Origin of the sequence: Algibacter marinivivus (genome assembly GCF_003143755.1) — a bacterium.
Lineage (GTDB): Bacteria > Bacteroidota > Bacteroidia > Flavobacteriales > Flavobacteriaceae > Algibacter_B > Algibacter_B marinivivus.
On the sequence record NZ_QFRI01000002.1, the window covers coordinates 122328 to 140395 of the forward strand.

Here is an 18068-nt window from a genome sequence, read left to right on the forward strand (position 1 = left end):
TTGCTCTAGTTCTAGTTATTATTCAATCTGTTACGTTCAACTACATCAATTTCCTTTTTGTTGTTTTCTAATTTAAAATTACCAAATTTATAGTTAAACCCGAAAACTAACATTCTGTTTTCAAATTGAAATTTTGAAAATATATCTTGACTTAAATATCTTGTAGTTGAATTAAAATTCTGCGTATTAAACACATCTAATATTCCTAAATTAATTGAAGCCCTGTTTTTCCATAAAGTTTTTCTAATGTTAATATCAAGACTAGATATAAAACTAGTATCAGTAGGTCCATCATTTGTTGGTGACAAATAATTGAATGATATTTCAGCCAACAAACTATTATCTTTTAAAAAAGTAAAATAGTTAACAATTTCTGCATATAAACTCCACTGTTCTCCATCAAACGAATCTATATTACTATCAATTGGATTAAAACTATTTTTGTAATAAAAAACTGAAGATAAAACATATAAATTCCAAAAGTTATTCAATGCTTTATATGTTGTAAAGTCTAAGCCATAAGAAACCGACTCATCTAAATTTGTATACTGGTACACTAATACATTTCTATCATTATCTTGATAAAAATATTGCAAAGCAGGATCATTTTCATGCCTGTAATATAACTCAAAAGTGTAATATTCATTAAACGTATACCCCAATATAAATTGATTATCTATTCTTGGTTGCAAATTCGGGTCTCCAGTTATATAAGTATTATCATTTAAAAAAGACTTAAAAGGATTTAACTGTTTGTAACGTGGACGATAAATACGTTTGCTGTAATTAAAATATAATTCATTCTCATCATTTAGTTTATGCGAAATATATAACGATGGGAAGATCTTTGCATATTTAGAATTGTTATTAGTATTACTAGTTAATGAATTCCCTCTAACATTTGTCAACTCAGCTCTTAAACCTAATTTCAACCCCCATGAATCCCAGTCTTTTGAATAACTTGAATAAATTGCATAATTAGTTTCATCGTACAAAAACGTATCTGAGTTTTGAAAATCCTGCTCTCTAACATCATTTTCAAAATTATATTGCGTTAAAATACTCTTAGAATTTATATTAGACACCTTTGCGCCTGCTTCAAATAATCCAGAATCATTTATTGGTAACTCATAATCCAACTGACCAGTATAAAGCTTAATTTCTTGACTAGAAAAGGTTTGAAATCTATTGCTTCTAATCAACGATTCATCTGGAAATAAATAATCAGTATCTACATTTTGGAAACTAGAAAAATCATAATTGGTATGATGTGCACTAATTAAAAGCTTCTCCCCTTCTTTTTTAAACTTATGAATATAATCTAAAGTAAAGGCCATATTAAATGTTTCATCTACTTTGCGGTTATCAGTAATAAAAGTAGAATCTAAAATTTTATTACTACCAAAAACATCTGTAGTAGAATTAGAATTGGTTTGAGTATTTTTTCTAGGTGATATAAGCATGCTTGTAGCAAAACCTAAACTGTTACGCTTATCTATTTCATAATCAATATTTGCGTTTATATTTTGATTTGAGGTTTCACGCACATGTTCAAAATCTGTTTCCCAACTTGATGTTGTTTGTCCCGCATCTATAAAATTCACAAATTCATTACTACTACGAAAATCTTTTCTTGGGCTTATACTGTAATTTAAATACGTATTTAATTTTTTAGCTTTAAAAAAGTGACTTGTACCTAATGAATATTTAGGAAATTCACTTCCTTGTTTATAATTGCCAAAAACACTTCCGTTATAACCAGCAATAATATTTTTATTGGTTACAATATTTAAAACCGAACCACCTTCAGCCTCATATTTAGCTGGGGGATTAGTAATCACTTCAATAGCCTTTATATTACTTGCAGAAGTGCCTTCTAAAAGCTGTTGCACTTCGTTTGAAGACAGATGTACTCTTCTATCATTAATGTATATTATTGGAGTAGATTGCTTTATAGTAATTTTATCATTATTAACTAATACTCCTGGAGTATGTTTTAGTACATCTAGAACATTGTTGTTTGATAGTGTTGAGTTTTCAACATTAAAAACCAATCTATCAACTAATCTTTTTATTGTAGGACGCTTTGCTAAAACTATAACACCTTCAAGCTCCTGATTATTCTCTTTAAGCAAAATTAAGCCTAAATCGATATTTGCTTTAAGTTCTAAATCTTTAGAATAGTTTTCAAAACCTAAAAAACTTATCTTAATGATATAATTTCCTTTATCAATATTTTCAATTCTAAAAACACCATCATCATTGGTTGTAGCCCCTTTTATAATTTCTGAATTTTCTTTACTAACAATTACAACATTTGTATATGCAATAGGCTTATTATTTAAATCAATTACATTACCGCTTATAGCAAACTGTTGCGAAAAGCAAATCGAAGTGAAAATCAAAAAAAAATAAAATGTTAGGTTTTTAAACATGTACTAATTTGTAAAACAAACTTATAATAATAAATTAATTTCTTTAAAAATAAAGCGGTAACTAGCTATTTTATCTGATAAATGTAATCGATAAATTGCACATTCTATATTTTGATTACAAAAACAATTAGTTTTTATTAAAAATTTATTTGTAATTTGAAGTTTACTAATTTGATTTAACCATGTCGAAGCAACCTATTTCTCCTTTTACAAAGCAACAACTTTTGCCTCAAGAGGAAACGCTTGAAATATTTAAGAAAAAAGGAGATCTATTTATTGGAATTCCTAAAGAAACAGCTTTTCAAGAAAAACGCATTTGCCTTACTCCTGATGCAGTTTATGCATTAGTAAGTAATGGCCATAGAGTTTTAATGGAATCTGGAGCTGGTAACGGTGCTAACTTTAGTGATAAAGATTATAGTGAAGCTGGAGCTGAAATAACCAAGGATACAGCAAAAGTGTTTTCTTGTCCAATGATTTTAAAAGTTGAGCCTCCTACTCTAGATCAAATAAAACTATTAAACCCACAGACTATTTTAATTTCTGCTTTACAGATTAAAACTCAAACCAAAAAATATTTTGAAGCACTAGCGGCAAAAAGAATTACAGCATTAGCTTTTGAATTTATAAGAGATACTGACGGTAGTTATCCAGCAGTGAAATCGCTGAGTGAAATTGCTGGTACTGCATCTGTTTTAATAGCCTCTGAATTATTATCAGACCCAAAAACAGGTAATGGCTTAATGTTAGGTAATATTAGTGGTGTACCTCCCATAGAAGTTGTTATTTTAGGCGCAGGTACGGTTGGAGAGTTTGCAGCAAGAAGTGCTTTAGGTTTAGGAGCTGGAGTAAAAGTATTTGATAATTCAATAACAAAATTAAGGTGTATTCAATCTCAATTAGGTCGTCCACTTTTTACATCAACAATTCAGCCTAAAAATTTATTAAAAGCATTAAAGCGTTGTGATGTGGTTATTGGTGCAGTAAGAGGTACAAATAGGTCTCCTATTGTAGTATCTGAAGCTATGGTTGAATCTATGAAAAAAGGAGCAATCATTATTGATGTTAGTATTGATATGGGAGGTTGTTTTGAAACCAGTGAAGTTACATCACACAAACAACCAACTTTTATAAAACACAATGTAGTGCATTATTGCGTGCCTAATATTCCAGCTAGATATCCACGTACTGCCACAGTATCAATTAGTAATATATTCACACCTTACTTACTCAAAATTGCTGAAGATGGCGGAATAGAAAATTCTTTAAGATTTGATAAAGGTTTAAAAAATGGGTTGTACTTTTACCACGGTATTTTAACAAGTAAATCTGTTGGAGAATGGTTCGATTTAAAATATAGTGATGTTAACTTGCTTATATTTTAATTAGCCATTTAAGCAAACCCTAAATATTCTTAATGAAACTTATTCAACGTATTGGTTATTATCTAGGAGGATTTTCTATCGGCTTAGTCATTCTAGCTTTCTTCTTAAATGGTAAAAAAACATCATGTAGCTATGGTCCTGAAGCTAGAGTTTTAAAAAATATAAATTCAAAAAAAATTGGCTACAGCCAGAATTTTTCAACCCTATTAACTAATAATGAAATTGATTCAACAGACATCATTAATATTTTACAAAAAGGTGATATTAATTTTTCTGAAAGTAATCCAAGACAAGAACCATGTGGCGTTTATTTGATTGAAGGAATACACAACGATGATGAAGTTACTCTAACTATTGAGAATTGCGATAGTACAGCTACATTAATAAATTTAAAAATATTTAAATAAATGTCAAAAAGGTTATTTGACATTATTTTTTCAATAATTGGATTAGTACTTCTTTTCCCCTTTCTCTTAATAATTGCTATTTTAATAAAGTTGGATTCTAGAGGTCCAATATTTTTTATTCAAGGTCGCGTTGGAAAAAACAACAAGGATTTTAATATCTTTAAGTTTAGAACAATGAGAGTAGAATCTGATAAAAAAGGTCTTTTGACTTTAGGAAACAATGACTCAAGAATTACCAAAATAGGCTATATATTAAGGCGTTATAAAGTAGACGAATTCCCACAATTGATAAATATAATAAAAGGCGACATGAGTTTTGTTGGTCCTAGACCCGAACTTCGTTACTACGTAAATTACTATAATGAGGATGATATGAAGATTTTTCAAGTTAGACCAGGAATTACTGGCTTAGCATCTTTAAAATACAGGAATGAAGTTGAACTCTTAAAAGCTGCTAAAAACCCAGAAGAATTTTTCATTAAAACTATCATTCCAGATAAATTAAAGTTTAATAAGGAATATATTAAACGAAGAAACTTGTTTTTCGATTTAAAACTCATTTGTCTTACTATAATTAAAGTCATCACAAAATAGAGTTTATTCAATTATTCTTAAATTACTAGTCTATTTAACCTAGACATACCAATAGTTTATGAACAAAAAAACGGCGAGCAGAATTGATGATATGTTGTATGAATCTGGATTATTCCCATCTTCTAACAATATTAATCACACATACAACTCATACGATTTTTCCAATGAAACTATTTTAATTACAGGAGCTGCAGGCTCTATAGGTAGCGGACTTACTAAACAACTCATAAATTGTAAATACAAAAAATTAATAGTAGTAGATATTGCTGAATCGCCATTATATGAGCTTATCAAAGAACTAGAATTTAAAGACACCATACATATAGAATTCAAACTACTTGACATTACGAATAAAAATTCTATCAAATACCTTTTTAAGACTTATAAGCCAACAATAATTTTTCATGCTGCTGCATACAAACATGTTCCTATGATGGAAAGCAACCCACATGAAGCAGTGAAATTAAACATTCTAGGAACTAAACTATTGGCTGATTTAGCTAGAGAATATGAGGTAAAGAAATTTATTTTTATATCTACCGATAAAGCTGTTAACCCAATTGGTGTTATGGGAAAATCGAAGCGAATTGGAGAACTTTATATGAATTATTTAAATAATAATAGTTCCACCAAATATATCACTACTAGATTCGGAAACATATTTGGTTCAAATGGGTCAGTAATTCCCTTATTAAAAAAACAAATTGAATTTGAATCTCCGCTTACAATTACTGATGAATCTATGACTAGATTATTTATAAGTAAACAAAAGGCATGTAATCTAATATTGAAGTTAGCTTCAAAAAATGATTTAAGTTATAATCTATATACATTAAATATGGGCACTCCTATTAAAGTAATAGATATAATTAAAAGGTTAATTGCCTTATATAAAGACGTATCTAAACAACCGGAAATTAAAGTCATTGGATTACGTCCTGGTGAAAAAATGCATGAAGAAATTGCTTATCAAAATGAGAATTTGATTAAAACTAATGATTCTGACATTCTAGCTATAGAACAGCAAAAATTAAGTTCTTTAAATATTGATTTTAGAGAATTACAAAACGTAACTGCGGCTATGAGTAATACAGAAATAAATAATATATTAAAAAAATATATTTAGCTCTTATAGCTTTTTTCTACGTTTCTTCTCTCTAGTTAATAATGCAAGTTCTCTTCCAGTTTGTCCTGCAACTGAAGTGTTTTCTTCTGCTCTTCTTATTAAATAAGGCATCACATCTTTAACTGGGCCAAAAGGAATATATTTAGCAACATTATACCCTAGGTTAGCCAAATTAAAACTAATATGATCACTCATTCCATATAATTGTCCAAACCATATTCTCGGGTCATTATTCAATAAACCTTTTTCGTTCATTAACTTGATTAAAAGGTACGAACTATCTTCATTATGAGTTCCTGCGAATATGGACATACAATCTAAATTATCGATCATATACTGCAACCCTTTATTGAAGTTTTCATCTGTTAATGCTTTACTCCCGCAAATTGGTGATTGATACCCTTTTTCAGTAGCTCTTTCATTTTCTTTTTCCATATAAGCGCCGCGTACAAGTTTGTACCCAAGAAAGTATTTACCATCTTTGGCCTTATCATGTTCTTTTTTTAAAAAATCTAATCTATCGTGTCTATACAATTGCAATGTATTATACACTATAGGCTTTTCTGTATTATACTTCTGCATCATTTGAGTTACTAAAGCATCAGCTGCATCTTGCATCCAACTTTCTTCGCCATCAATTAATACTGCTACATCATTTTCTTTAGCTTTTTTACAAACAACATCAAACCTTTCAATAACCTTATTCCATTCGTCTTGTTCTTCATTAGTTAATTTATCGCCTTTTGTTATTTTTTCATATAAATAAAAGCGCCCGAAACCAGTTGGCTTAAAAACAGCGATAGGAATAGCATCAATTTCTCTTGCGAAATCTATTATTTTTAAAACTTTGTCTTTTGCAGAATCAAACTCTTGTTCACTTTCTTTTCCTTCTACAGAATAATCCAAAACAGAACTAACACCTTTTTGATACATTCTATCTATAACAGATAAACAATCTTCCTCATTAACGCCTCCGCAAAAATGATCAAAAACTGTAGAGCGAATTAAGCCCTCAATTGGAAGATTCGCTTTTATTGCAAAGTTTGTAGCTGCTGTTCCAATTCTAACCAATGGTTCTATAGATATCATTTTAAATAAAAAATAAGCACGCTCTAATTCAGAGTCTGTTTTTAAAGAGAAAGCTACATCTGTATTATCAAAAATTAAATCTGTATTCATTTTTTTCAAAAATTTGTATAAAGATAATTATAGCTAAGTTATCATTTTATATAAAATCTCCTTAATTTCACAGCCTTAAAAAACAATACTTTTTTTATGGATTCTATTAATGCTAATGATAGTATAATTCATTTTAACAATAAATGCTACACATCTTTAAACCAACACGTTAAAGAAAATAATTTTTCCAAAATATTTATTTTGGTTGACGAAAATACGCATCAATATTGTTTGAGCAAGTTTTTAGAAAAACTAGAAACCAATATTGCTATAGAAATTATTGAAATTGAATCCGGAGAAATAAACAAAACCATTGATACATGCATTGGGGTTTGGAATACACTTTCTGAACTAGATGCAGATAGAAAAAGTTTGATGATAAACATTGGTGGTGGTGTAATCACAGATTTAGGTGGTTTTGTGGCTTGTACTTTTAAAAGAGGAATATCTTATATAAATGTACCTACTAGCCTATTATCTATGGTTGATGCTTCTGTTGGAGGTAAAACAGGAGTAGATCTAGGGCATTTGAAAAATCAAATAGGTGTTATTAGCAATCCAGATTTAGTATTAATAGATACTCAATTTCTTGATACACTTCCAAAAGATCAAATGCGTTCTGGTTTAGCAGAAATGTTAAAGCATGGACTTATAACAGGTGAAAGCTATTGGAATAAATTTACTGATTTATCAAAACTTAACCTTGATGACTTAGATGAATTAATTCATGAGTCTGTTATAATAAAAAGAAATGTTGTTGAAGAAGACCCATTTGAAAACGGTTTACGCAAAACTTTAAATTTCGGACATACTTTAGGGCATGCCATTGAATCTTATTTTTTGAGTAACCCAAATAAAATAACATTATTGCATGGTGAAGCTATTGCTATTGGAATGATTTTAGCTAGTTACATTTCAACAGAGTTAATTGGGTTTCCAAAAGAAACTACTAATAGTATTAAAAAATTATTTCTTAGTTATTATGATAAAGTAAATATCGAAAAAAGTGATTATCCTAATATAATAGAATTGCTTAAATACGATAAGAAAAACAATCATGGCAATATTAACTTCGTACTTCTTGAAGCTATTGGCAAGTGTAAAATTGATTGTTTAGTTGATAATGATTTGATAATTGAAGCTTTTAAATATTATGATGCATAAAAAAAGCATCTAATAAAAGATGCTTTTTTTATTTTATTAAATGATTTATGATTTTTTAAATCTACTAAAAAATCCTTTTTTTTCTGGAGCACCATAGTAACCATACTTTGCACCGTATCCGAAATTAGACTGTTTAACATCGTTAACTACAAGCATCATATTGTTTAGTTTCTTTTCAGCATGTAATTCTTTAGCAAAGTTTAATATTTTCTTTTCGGTATGATCTGCTCTAGTTATATAGATTGTATGTCCAGCATATTCACTTATTAGTAAAGTATCAGTTACTAACATTGATGGAGCCGTATCAACAATTACATAATCATATTCTTCTGAAACTTTGTCAAATAAATTTTTCATTTTATCACTCATCAATAACTCAGCTGGATTTGGTGGTACTTTTCCAGAAAGAAGAATATCAATCTTAATATCATTTATATCGTAGTTATTTATAGTATCACTAATTGCTGTAGATTCATCAGCAAGATATTCTGTTAAACCAGCCTTTAAACTTTCTTTTTCCTTTTTGTTTTTAAAAGCTGAATAAATTTGTGGATTTCTAATGTCTGCTCCAATCAATAAAACTTTTTTACCTGTATTAGCAACTGTAAGAGCCATATTTAAACTAAAAAAAGATTTTCCTTCTCCATTTATTGTTGAAGTAACAAAAACTACGTTATTATAATTCATAGTGTTTTCCACTCTCCTTATATAATCAAAATTTGTTCTTATTATCCTAAAAGATTCAGACAATATAGACCTATCATTTCTCTCTATTAAGCTCTTATCATTTCCACTTAATCTTGGCACTTCACCTAATACAGCAATATTTTTTATTATTTTCTCTAAATCTTCTCTATTATGAATCTTAGTATCAAAAAGATTTTTAAGGTAGAAGAAAAGAAAAGGCAAAATTAAGCCAACCATAACAGATGCTAAATACACCATTGTTCTTTTTGGAGAAACAGCTACAAAATCTGTATGAGCATCATCAATAATTTTAGCATTTGGAGATGTAGATATTAACGAAATAGTTGCTTCTTCTCTAGCTTGCAATAGATATAGATATAAAGATTCCTTAATGCCTTGTTCACGTTCAATATCTCTTGACTTTCTTACTTGTCCTGGTACAGCATAAATTTTTGAACTAAGTTTTGCGGATCTATTTTCAAGACTTCTAATTTGCAAACTAATAGTGTTAGCTGAATTATTTAAACTTTCTTTAAGAGAATTTTTTAGTGCATTTAATTGTTGATCTAAATTTACAATAATTGGATTTTTTTCATTTGAACTTTTTAGTAACCTATCTCTATTATCTAAAAGCTCGTTATACTTACTAGCTGTTGAATTTACAGAGCCATCTGTTAAACCAATGTTTGAAGGAATTCTTTCAAAAGAATTTTCATCCAATTGATTTTTCATAAAGTTAATTTTACTAAACTCTGTTCTGTTGGCTGCTAATTCTTGTTCAGTTTGCGCATTAGATTGTAAATACAAATTAGCTTCAGACGATATATTTGTTAACTTATTTCCTGTTTTAAATTCTTCTATCTCATCATCAACATCAGAGAGATCCTTAGCTATTAAACCAATTCGCTTATTGATAAAATCAGCTGTATTGTTTGATTTAGTATTTTTTGCTTCAATTGATACTCTATTGTACTCATCTACTAAATTATTGATTACTGCTATTGCTTTTTTAGCTGAGGGATCAGTTAAAGACAAATTAACCACTTTTGACCCTACTACTACCGGTGAAATTCTAATTGCATTCTTATATTTTTCTGCTACTTTATCTAAAGCTTTAATTTTCACATAAATAGTTTGTCCAGTAAATTTTGAAATATTATCAGTGTTCGGCGTAATAATTATATCACCAATATTAGTTGGCGTATTTTTCCCAAAAAACATTTTCTTTGATATTGTCTCCCCTGTAGATTCTGAAACATATATATAATCAAATGATGTTTCGGATGTTATAAGAACACTAAAACTGAAGTTAGACTCATTAATAATACTATCGTTTTCAATAAAATTTATATTAACGGGAGCTTTACTAATAGGAAAATATTGAGTATTATGAAATCTACCCTTAGCAAAAAATTGTTTATTAAGATCTAATTTCTTAACTACATTTTTCATTAAAGTTCTAGATTTAAGAATTTCAATCTCATCCTCAATCTTTTCACTCTCATTATTGGATAACTGTCGCATATCCTGAAGAACAGTTTCAGCAGGGTTAGAAACACCATCATTATCCATAAGCATTATTTTTGCCTTTGCATTATATTCAGGTGTGGCATATCTCAAGTGAAAAAAAGCAAAAGTTATAAAAATAATGGCGCTAATAACAAACCAAATCCATTGCTTTAGATATATTCCAATTTCCTTCTTTAAATCAAATCCATCAGATGTACTTTGAGATTTCATCATATTATCCATAGTAAAATTAATAAACTAATTTCTTGTAACGAATATTAATGCGGTAGTAATTAGAAAAGAAGATATACTAATAATAGTACCTATTCGAGTATCACCAGAAGCACTACTTATCGCAGAATTATTTGGCTCAACATAAACAATATCATTTTGAGTCAAATAATACACAGGAGAATTGAATAATTCTTTGTTTCGTAAATCAACTCTAGTATATGTTTTAGTACCATTAAAATCTCTTATCACTAAAACATTTTCTCTTTTTCCTTTAATATTCAAATCACCAGCCAAAGATAATGCTTCTAATATTGTGATACGCTCTCCCGAAACTTCATATCTTCCTGGTCTTCTTACTTCTCCAAGAACAGAAATTCTGAAATTTAAAATTCTGATATTTACTATAGGGTTTCTTAGATATCCATCTTCGAGTTTTTTCTTAAATAAAGCTTGAGCTTCACTAACAGTTAACCCTTGTAGTTTAACCTTTCCTAGTACTGGATAATCAATATTACCATCAACATCAATCAAATAGTCAATAAATTCAGGATTATTAGAGTTACCTCCTCTAGTTAAGTTAAAAGGAGCTACTGCTTCCAAATCAAATGTAGAAACAAAAACACTTACAATATCGTTTACTTTAAATTTAGGTGCAAAAGTATCGGTATCTACTATAGTCTCAAAATCTTTAGCATTTTGAAAGTAGACAACTTCTTTTTTTGAAGTACAGGAAGAAGTAAATAATAGTGCCAAAATAGCTGACACTATTATATAGTAATTTTTAGGAATTAAAATCATTTTATTAAGATTTGGGTGTAAAATAAGAGATTTTAGCTAAATTCTACTGAACAGACTTAAAAACTTTTGTGTCTTTTGAGTTATTTTCAATTATTCCTTTAGCTTTTTTATAAATTTTAACTCTAGTATCAAATTTTTCATATTCAGAGTTATTAGATTTATATTCAGGTATTAAACTCTTCATTTTCATAACTATATTGTTATTTTGAAAACGATTAGTAATACACAATTCTTCTATTTCAGATTTCACTCTAGCATAATCTAACTCTCTTGTTTTACTAATCATTATTTTTTTATGATAAGTAGACAACGTATTTTCTCCATTAGCTAATAGCTCTTCATATAGTTTTTCTCCAGGTCTAAGTCCTGTTATTTTTATATCTATATCTTCAGGATATCTTAATCCAGATAGTTTAATCATATTCTTAGCCAAATCATAAATCTTAACAGACTCGCCCATATCAAATATAAATATCTCTCCTCCTTTACCCATAGTTCCTGCTTCAAGAACTAATTGAGAAGCTTCAGGAATAGTCATGAAATACCTTGTAATATCCTTATGAGTCAATGTTAATGCACAACCATTTTCAATTTGCTTTTTAAATAATGGAATTACTGATCCATTTGAACCTAAAACATTACCAAATCGAGTAGTAATAAATTTTGTTTTACTCTCTTTTTGAAGACAACTTATATACATTTCTGCCATTCTTTTAGTAGCCCCCATAACACTTGTAGGGTTAACCGCTTTATCAGTAGAAACAAAAACAAACTTTTTTACATTATATCTTGATGCAGTATCTGCTAATAGTTTCGTTCCATTTACATTTATTTTTATCGCTTCATAAGGGGATTTTTCCATTAATGGTACATGCTTATAAGCTGCAGCATGAAACACCATAGTTGGCTTATGTGTTTGGAAAATAGTATCTATTCTTAAACCATCTCTAATATCAGCAACAATAGCTGTATAATTATGTTTCCCATCTCGTTTTAAATCTTGCTGAACATCATAAAGTGCTGATTCCGCTTGATCTACTAATATTAAATGCTTAACATCAAAATTTGAAAGTTGATTTACTAACTCGCTACCAATTGAACCTGCAGCTCCTGTTACAAGAACAGTTTCACCTCTAAATTCGTTCAATAAGTTTGGGTTATCAATTTCTATTGGAGGTCTACCAAGTAAATCTTCAATTTGCACTTGCTTTATTTGTTTAGCACTTAACTCACCATTTATCCATTGTTCAATTGGTGGTACTTTAGTAACTTTAACTCCTGAATCGGCTAAATTATCAATAAGTTTCATTAACTTATTAGTATCAGCATTTTGATGTGCTACTATAACTTCATCAATATCGTTAGAAATAACATAGTTTTCATCTAAATTATTATATGATAAAATTGGAACACCATTAATAAGTTTTCCATTCTTTTTTATATCATCATCAACAAATGCAATTGTATTGAAACTTGTTTTTGCATTACTCAACAAAGCATTATAAGTAACTATAGCTGAATCTCCTGTGCCATAAATTAAAACACGTTTAGTTAAAAGTAACTTACATTTTAAATACTTATAAGTCATTTTAAAAAGCAATCTACTAGAACTAAGTACAACAAAGCTTAATAAGGCATGCATAACAATTATTGATAGCGGAATAGTAAAACCTGGAACTATGTTAGTAAATCTGTTAAACAAAACAACCGCTATACAAGTCAAAGACATTAAGGCTACAGACTTAAAGACATTTACAACATCAGTAAAACCTGTATGTCTTATAACACTTTTAAAAGAACCAATAATTAAAAAACTTACTGCAGAAACACCAAAAACAAATGGTAGTTCGACAAAAAATTGATTTAAATCAAAATTCAATGTAAAATTAAATCTAATAAAGTAGGCCAAAAAGAATGTAAATAGTATTAAGGTTAAGTCAATACCAAAAACAAGCCATTTAGAGGCGTACTTTTGAGAGTAATAGGCAAAGTAATTATTTATCATAATTTAGGGTATTTGTAATATTATTAAGGATTCTTGATAAATCATCCTGTGTTAAATTAGAGCCACTTGGAAGACAAAGGCCTCTATCAAAAAGTCTTTCTGATGTACCGTTTGTAAAATGCAGATAATCTTTAAATATTGGCTGCATATGCATAGGCTTCCATAATGGTCTAGATTCTATATCGTCTTTTAATAGTTCTAATCTTATTTTTTCTCTTAATTCGTATGATTCAGTTTCAATACAAGTAATCCATCTGTTAGAAAAGAAATTTTCTGGTTCTTCCAAAAAGGTAATTTGTTTATACTGAGACAAATGCTTCTTGTAAAAATTAAAGTTTTGCCTTCTAGCTTCAACTCTATCATCAATAACTTCCATTTGTCCCCTACCAATTCCAGCTAACACATTACTTAATCTATAATTAAACCCAATAGATGAATGCTCATAATGAGGTGCATTGTCTCTTGCTTGGGTAGATAGAAAAACTGCTTTTTCTTTTAATTTTTCTGAATCAACGATAAGCGCACCACCACCAGAAGTAGTAATTATTTTATTTCCATTAAAGGAAAGAATTCCAAAATCAGAAAGTGCGCCACACTTCTTATTGAAGTAAGTACTACCCAGAGCTTCAGCACTGTCTTCAACTACAGGAATATCGTATTTCTGCGCTATCTCATTTATTTCTTTTGCTTTATAAGGCATGCCATATAAATGAACAGCAATTATAGCTTTTGGCTTTTGATATTTTTCAATTCTGTCTTTAATAGCTATTTCTAGTAACTCTGGAGACATATTCCAAGTATCTGTCTCACTGTCTATAAAGATTGGTGTTGCACCCTGATAAATTATTGGATTAGCAGAAGCTGAAAAAGTAAAACTTTGACATAAAACTTCATCTCCTTTTGAAACATTTAATAGCTGTAGTGCTAAATGTATAGCAGCAGTACCAGAACTAAGAGCAGCAATTTGTTTTTCGCCACCCAAATAATTCTTGATATCATCTTCAAAACCATTCACATTAGGGCCCAATGGAGCTATCCAGTTAGTAGAAAAAGCTTCATCAACAAATTTTTGTTCTGAGCCTCCCATGTGAGGTGATGATAAATATATTTTAGTTTTGGTCAACATTAAAAACTTTATAATCTTTAAATTAAATTTTTGACATAGAGGATTAACATAGCTAAATAACTATGCTCTAATTATATTTAAATAACATTTTAGATAATTCCCTCTTGCGTACATAAAAACAAAATCAACTTTATAATAACTTTAATTAATTTAGTACTAAATGATTTAAAAATATTGATAATCTATAATTTCACTTAAAGTGATAATAAATTATGTATGAGAGTTTTGAAAAATATTTTTCTAATCTTTTAATACAATTAAATCAATATGCTATTAATCAATTCAATTCTGTTTAACGGGGTAAATTTAATAATTGTTTTAATGCAACTGAATTAGAATTAGTTTATTTCGCTAAAACAGTAATTAAAATCGGTTAAATACATCTCTCTATTTTCTAAACTGAAAAAAAAGTAATTTATCGATATAGTTATTCCAACATTGTATGCAAAAGTCACTATTAATCTTAAGCCTTAGTGTATAAAAAGAATTATGAGATTTATTGCAAACCCTTTTAGTTTCAGCTTAAAATGAATAAACTTTTTAGTTAAATCGATGAATTTTACCAAACATCTAATAAAAGTGATTTTATCGAAAATATAAGTTTTTTAACATCTATATTATCTTAATTAAAAATTGAAAAGCTTAATTTGACAAACTAAATGACCAAAACTTAAAAAAAATGATTTCTCAAACACTCAAGTTAATACGTATACATCACTGGGTAAAAAACATAGCAATTTTTTTACCAGTATTTTTCTCAGGACAATTCCTAGAAATATTTGAAAATGGAAATATTTATCAATTGCTTATTCTTTTTGCTGCTTTTTGCTTTGCTAGCTCAATTATATATATAATTAATGATTCTATAGATGTTGAAAAAGATAAGTTGCATCCTGTTAAAAAATACAGACCTATAGCTAGTGGTTTTTTCTCTAAAAAACAAGCTTTAACAATAGCTATTTTCTTATTAATAATTCTAATTATTCTATTGATATTTTTAGGAGACTCATCGTGGTTCGTAATTGCATATTTTATTTTAAACATTCTTTACTCTTTCAAATTAAAAAACATTGCAATTGTTGATGTTACTAGTGTAAGTTTAGGTTTTTTACTTCGTATTCTTGCGGGAGGCTTTGTAGTAGGGGTTGTAGTTAGTCAATGGATGACAATTATTGTTTTTTTATTAAGTATGTCAATTGCTTTTGCTAAACGAAGAGACGATTTAACTGTTACAACAGATGGCACAGTTTTAAGAAAATCTCAAAGTGGATATTCTCTAGCTTTTATTGATATTGCAGAGAGTATTTGCTTTTCAATTACACTAATTGCATATATTATGTATTCAATTTCCACTGAGGTTATTGAACGATTGGGAACAGATAAATTATATACAACTTCTCTTTTTGTTTTTATAGGTATTATGAGGTATATCCAAATATCTGTTGTTGAAAACAAATCTGGATCACCAATAAAAATTTTAGCAAAAGATACATTTTTACAAATTGTACTAGTGTGTTGGATACTATTATTCACATATTTTATATACCTATAATAATTAATAAAGCTTAAAATTTAACATAATGATTAATATCAAGCCCCTTTTTAATTTAAAAGCTTTATTCTATTATTTCTTTACAATTTTATTAACATGGATAGGATATAATCTATTTCAATACATAGAAAACGCCCATGGTTTTATTTTGGGAGATTGGTTAGTAAACTATCATGATGGAGGTTTTAAAAGAAGAGGACTTTCTGGAAGTTTTTTCTTTATAATTCAAGACTTAACAGGAATAAATTTAAAAACATTAGTTTTCTCAACTCAAATGGTTTTATATTTCCTATTCTTTTTTTTTATTGGAAAAATCTTATACAAAAAAACTGTATCCATTTTATTTTTGTCTCTAATATTATCGCCTTTAACCTTTCTGTTTTATTTAAATGACCCACATATTGTTGGTAGAAAAGAGATTTTATTATATCTAATCTTTGCCTATTTTATTTACTTAAAAGATCAGAAAAAGTTCAAAGGGTATAGGCAATATTTAGTTTATTTGTTTTTATTTATCGGAACTCTTTTGCATGAGATATTTATTTTTTATATGCCCTATTTTCTTTTAGCTTCATATCTTTTTGATGGTAAAATAAAGATTAAAGAGAATACTTTATTATTCTTATCTGTTTTAGTACCTACCTTCTTTATATTCTTTTTTGGCGGACTAACTAATGAAGGAGAATCTCTTATTATGCTATCTCAAAGAGGAATTGATTTCCCAAGTGATAAACTTAATATTTTTGATTTTTCTAACACTCTTTTATCTAGTCTAGACAGATATAAAGATGCCCCAATTAGCTATTCTTTATACTTAGTTTCTTTATTATTAGGAATCATTCATTTTTCATTCTACTTAAGAACAGAATCAAGTTCTAGTTTTAAAAAAATCATCAAATATTTTATGCTAGCAATTATATATTCATTGCCACTTTTTGTTTTAGTGTGTGATTGGGGAAGATGGTTACAAATCCATTTTATCTTACTCTTCTTAATATTATTGTCAAGAAGACCAAAGCATAATGAATCACAAGACAAGGCATTGAATATTGCGCTAAACACCAAAAATATCATTTTACTAGTTATTATAATCCCTTTCTTTTTTACTTGGAGAATTTATCACTTTAAAGATGGATTTAATCTAGATGGTATTTTATATTTTGTATTTAAAAAAATAACAGCATTAATTTAAAATAATCATTAATGAAATTAGTTGATAAAACTATTGCAGTATTTGATTTAGATGGCACTATCACTTCAAAAGATACTTATTTGGAATTTATAAAGTATTTTAATGGTCAATTAAATTTTTATATAGGCATTATAATTCTATCCCCATTTATTGTTTTGTTTTATTTAGGTTTATTAAACAATGTCAAACTAAAAGAATTATTTTTCTCTTTCTTTTTTAAAAAATTTAATGCTTCAGAAATTGTACAAAAAGGAGTGGAATTCTCTACTAAAATACTCCCCTCTTTATGTTATAAGTCTGCTTTAAAAGTTCTTAAATGGCATGAAGATAACAACCATGATATTTTAATTTTGACAGCTTCATCAGATATATGGCTAGAACACTGGTGCAAATCAAAAAACTATAAATTGATTTGTACAAAATTTGAAAAAATTAATGACAATTTCACTGGAAAAATAGATGGCAAAAATTGTTTTGGTGAGCAAAAAAAAGTACTCCTTATCCAATACTTTAAAAACCATAATTACACATACAGTTTTGGTTATGGCGATAGTAAATCTGACAAACATTATTTAGACATTGTAGATGAATCTTATTTGATGTCCTTAAATGATAAAAATGTGAGCACAAAATGGAAAAAATAGTATTTCATAGAGTCTTAATAACATAACACCT

At 28.3% G+C, this 18068-nt stretch carries 14 protein-coding genes; 8 read left to right on the top strand and 6 right to left on the bottom strand.

The features are described 5' to 3' along the window. Window positions 1-11: 11 nt before the first annotated feature. Window positions 12-2405, bottom strand: a complete 2394-nt coding sequence (locus DIS18_RS08950) for a TonB-dependent receptor domain-containing protein (RefSeq protein ID WP_181364021.1) — start codon at window positions 2403-2405, stop codon at window positions 12-14. Between the two features lie 212 nt (window positions 2406-2617). Here DIS18_RS08950 and DIS18_RS08955 point away from each other — a divergent pair, with 212 nt between their 5' ends. The 4 genes from DIS18_RS08955 to DIS18_RS08970 are packed head-to-tail and all read left to right on the top strand — an operon-like array spanning window position 2618 to window position 5947. Next, the gene (locus DIS18_RS08955; RefSeq protein ID WP_109352738.1) at window positions 2618-3820 is read left to right on the top strand and encodes an alanine dehydrogenase; all 1203 of its coding nucleotides are present in this window, start codon (window positions 2618-2620) and stop codon (window positions 3818-3820) included. A gap of 32 nt (window positions 3821-3852) precedes the next feature. Beyond that, complete coding sequence (locus tag DIS18_RS08960; protein ID WP_109352739.1) at window positions 3853-4227, top strand: DUF4258 domain-containing protein; 375 nt, start codon at window positions 3853-3855, stop codon at window positions 4225-4227. After that, window positions 4228-4821, top strand: coding sequence for a sugar transferase (locus DIS18_RS08965; protein ID WP_109352740.1), 594 nt, complete (start codon window positions 4228-4230; stop codon window positions 4819-4821). A gap of 58 nt (window positions 4822-4879) precedes the next feature. Beyond that, window positions 4880-5947, top strand: coding sequence for a polysaccharide biosynthesis protein (locus tag DIS18_RS08970; protein ID WP_109352741.1), 1068 nt, complete (start codon window positions 4880-4882; stop codon window positions 5945-5947). 3 nt (window positions 5948-5950) lie between these two features. Here the strand turns inward: DIS18_RS08970 and DIS18_RS08975 are convergent, their stop codons facing one another. Further along, a complete protein-coding gene (locus tag DIS18_RS08975) occupies window positions 5951-7126 on the bottom strand; it encodes a proline dehydrogenase family protein (protein WP_109352742.1) in 1176 nt (391 codons plus the stop codon). 96 nt (window positions 7127-7222) lie between these two features. Between DIS18_RS08975 and aroB the strand changes: the two genes are divergently transcribed. Further along, a complete protein-coding gene (gene aroB / locus DIS18_RS08980) occupies window positions 7223-8290 on the top strand; it encodes a 3-dehydroquinate synthase (RefSeq protein ID WP_109352743.1) in 1068 nt (355 codons plus the stop codon). 45 nt (window positions 8291-8335) lie between these two features. On the opposite strand, the gene DIS18_RS08985 is transcribed toward aroB, so the two are convergent. The 4 genes from DIS18_RS08985 to DIS18_RS09000 are packed head-to-tail and all read right to left on the bottom strand — an operon-like array spanning window position 8336 to window position 14649. Then, on the bottom strand, window positions 8336-10720 hold the full coding sequence (locus DIS18_RS08985) for a GumC family protein (RefSeq protein WP_181364022.1): 2385 nt from the start codon (window positions 10718-10720) through the stop codon (window positions 8336-8338). Window positions 10721-10744: 24 nt separating this feature from the next. Then, the gene (locus DIS18_RS08990) at window positions 10745-11518 is read right to left on the bottom strand and encodes a polysaccharide biosynthesis/export family protein (protein WP_109352745.1); all 774 of its coding nucleotides are present in this window, start codon (window positions 11516-11518) and stop codon (window positions 10745-10747) included. A gap of 43 nt (window positions 11519-11561) precedes the next feature. Beyond that, on the bottom strand, window positions 11562-13523 hold the full coding sequence (locus tag DIS18_RS08995) for a polysaccharide biosynthesis protein (protein WP_109352746.1): 1962 nt from the start codon (window positions 13521-13523) through the stop codon (window positions 11562-11564). Then, complete coding sequence (locus DIS18_RS09000; protein WP_109352747.1) at window positions 13513-14649, bottom strand: DegT/DnrJ/EryC1/StrS family aminotransferase; 1137 nt, start codon at window positions 14647-14649, stop codon at window positions 13513-13515. Before DIS18_RS09000 ends, DIS18_RS08995 begins: the two co-directional genes overlap by 11 nt. Window positions 14650-15328: 679 nt before the next feature. Here DIS18_RS09000 and DIS18_RS09005 point away from each other — a divergent pair. Genes DIS18_RS09005 through DIS18_RS09015 form a run of 3 tightly spaced genes read left to right on the top strand, consistent with a single transcriptional unit; the run spans window position 15329 to window position 18037 of the window. Next, window positions 15329-16201, top strand: coding sequence for a UbiA prenyltransferase family protein (locus DIS18_RS09005; protein WP_109352748.1), 873 nt, complete (start codon window positions 15329-15331; stop codon window positions 16199-16201). 28 nt (window positions 16202-16229) lie between these two features. Next, window positions 16230-17393 (top strand): hypothetical protein, encoded by a 1164-nt coding sequence (locus DIS18_RS09010; RefSeq protein ID WP_109352749.1) that lies wholly within the window; start codon window positions 16230-16232, stop codon window positions 17391-17393. 11 nt (window positions 17394-17404) lie between these two features. Continuing rightward, entirely contained in the window at window positions 17405-18037 is a 633-nt protein-coding gene (locus DIS18_RS09015) for an HAD-IB family phosphatase (RefSeq protein WP_109352750.1), read from the top strand. The last annotated feature ends 31 nt before the right edge of the window (window positions 18038-18068 follow it).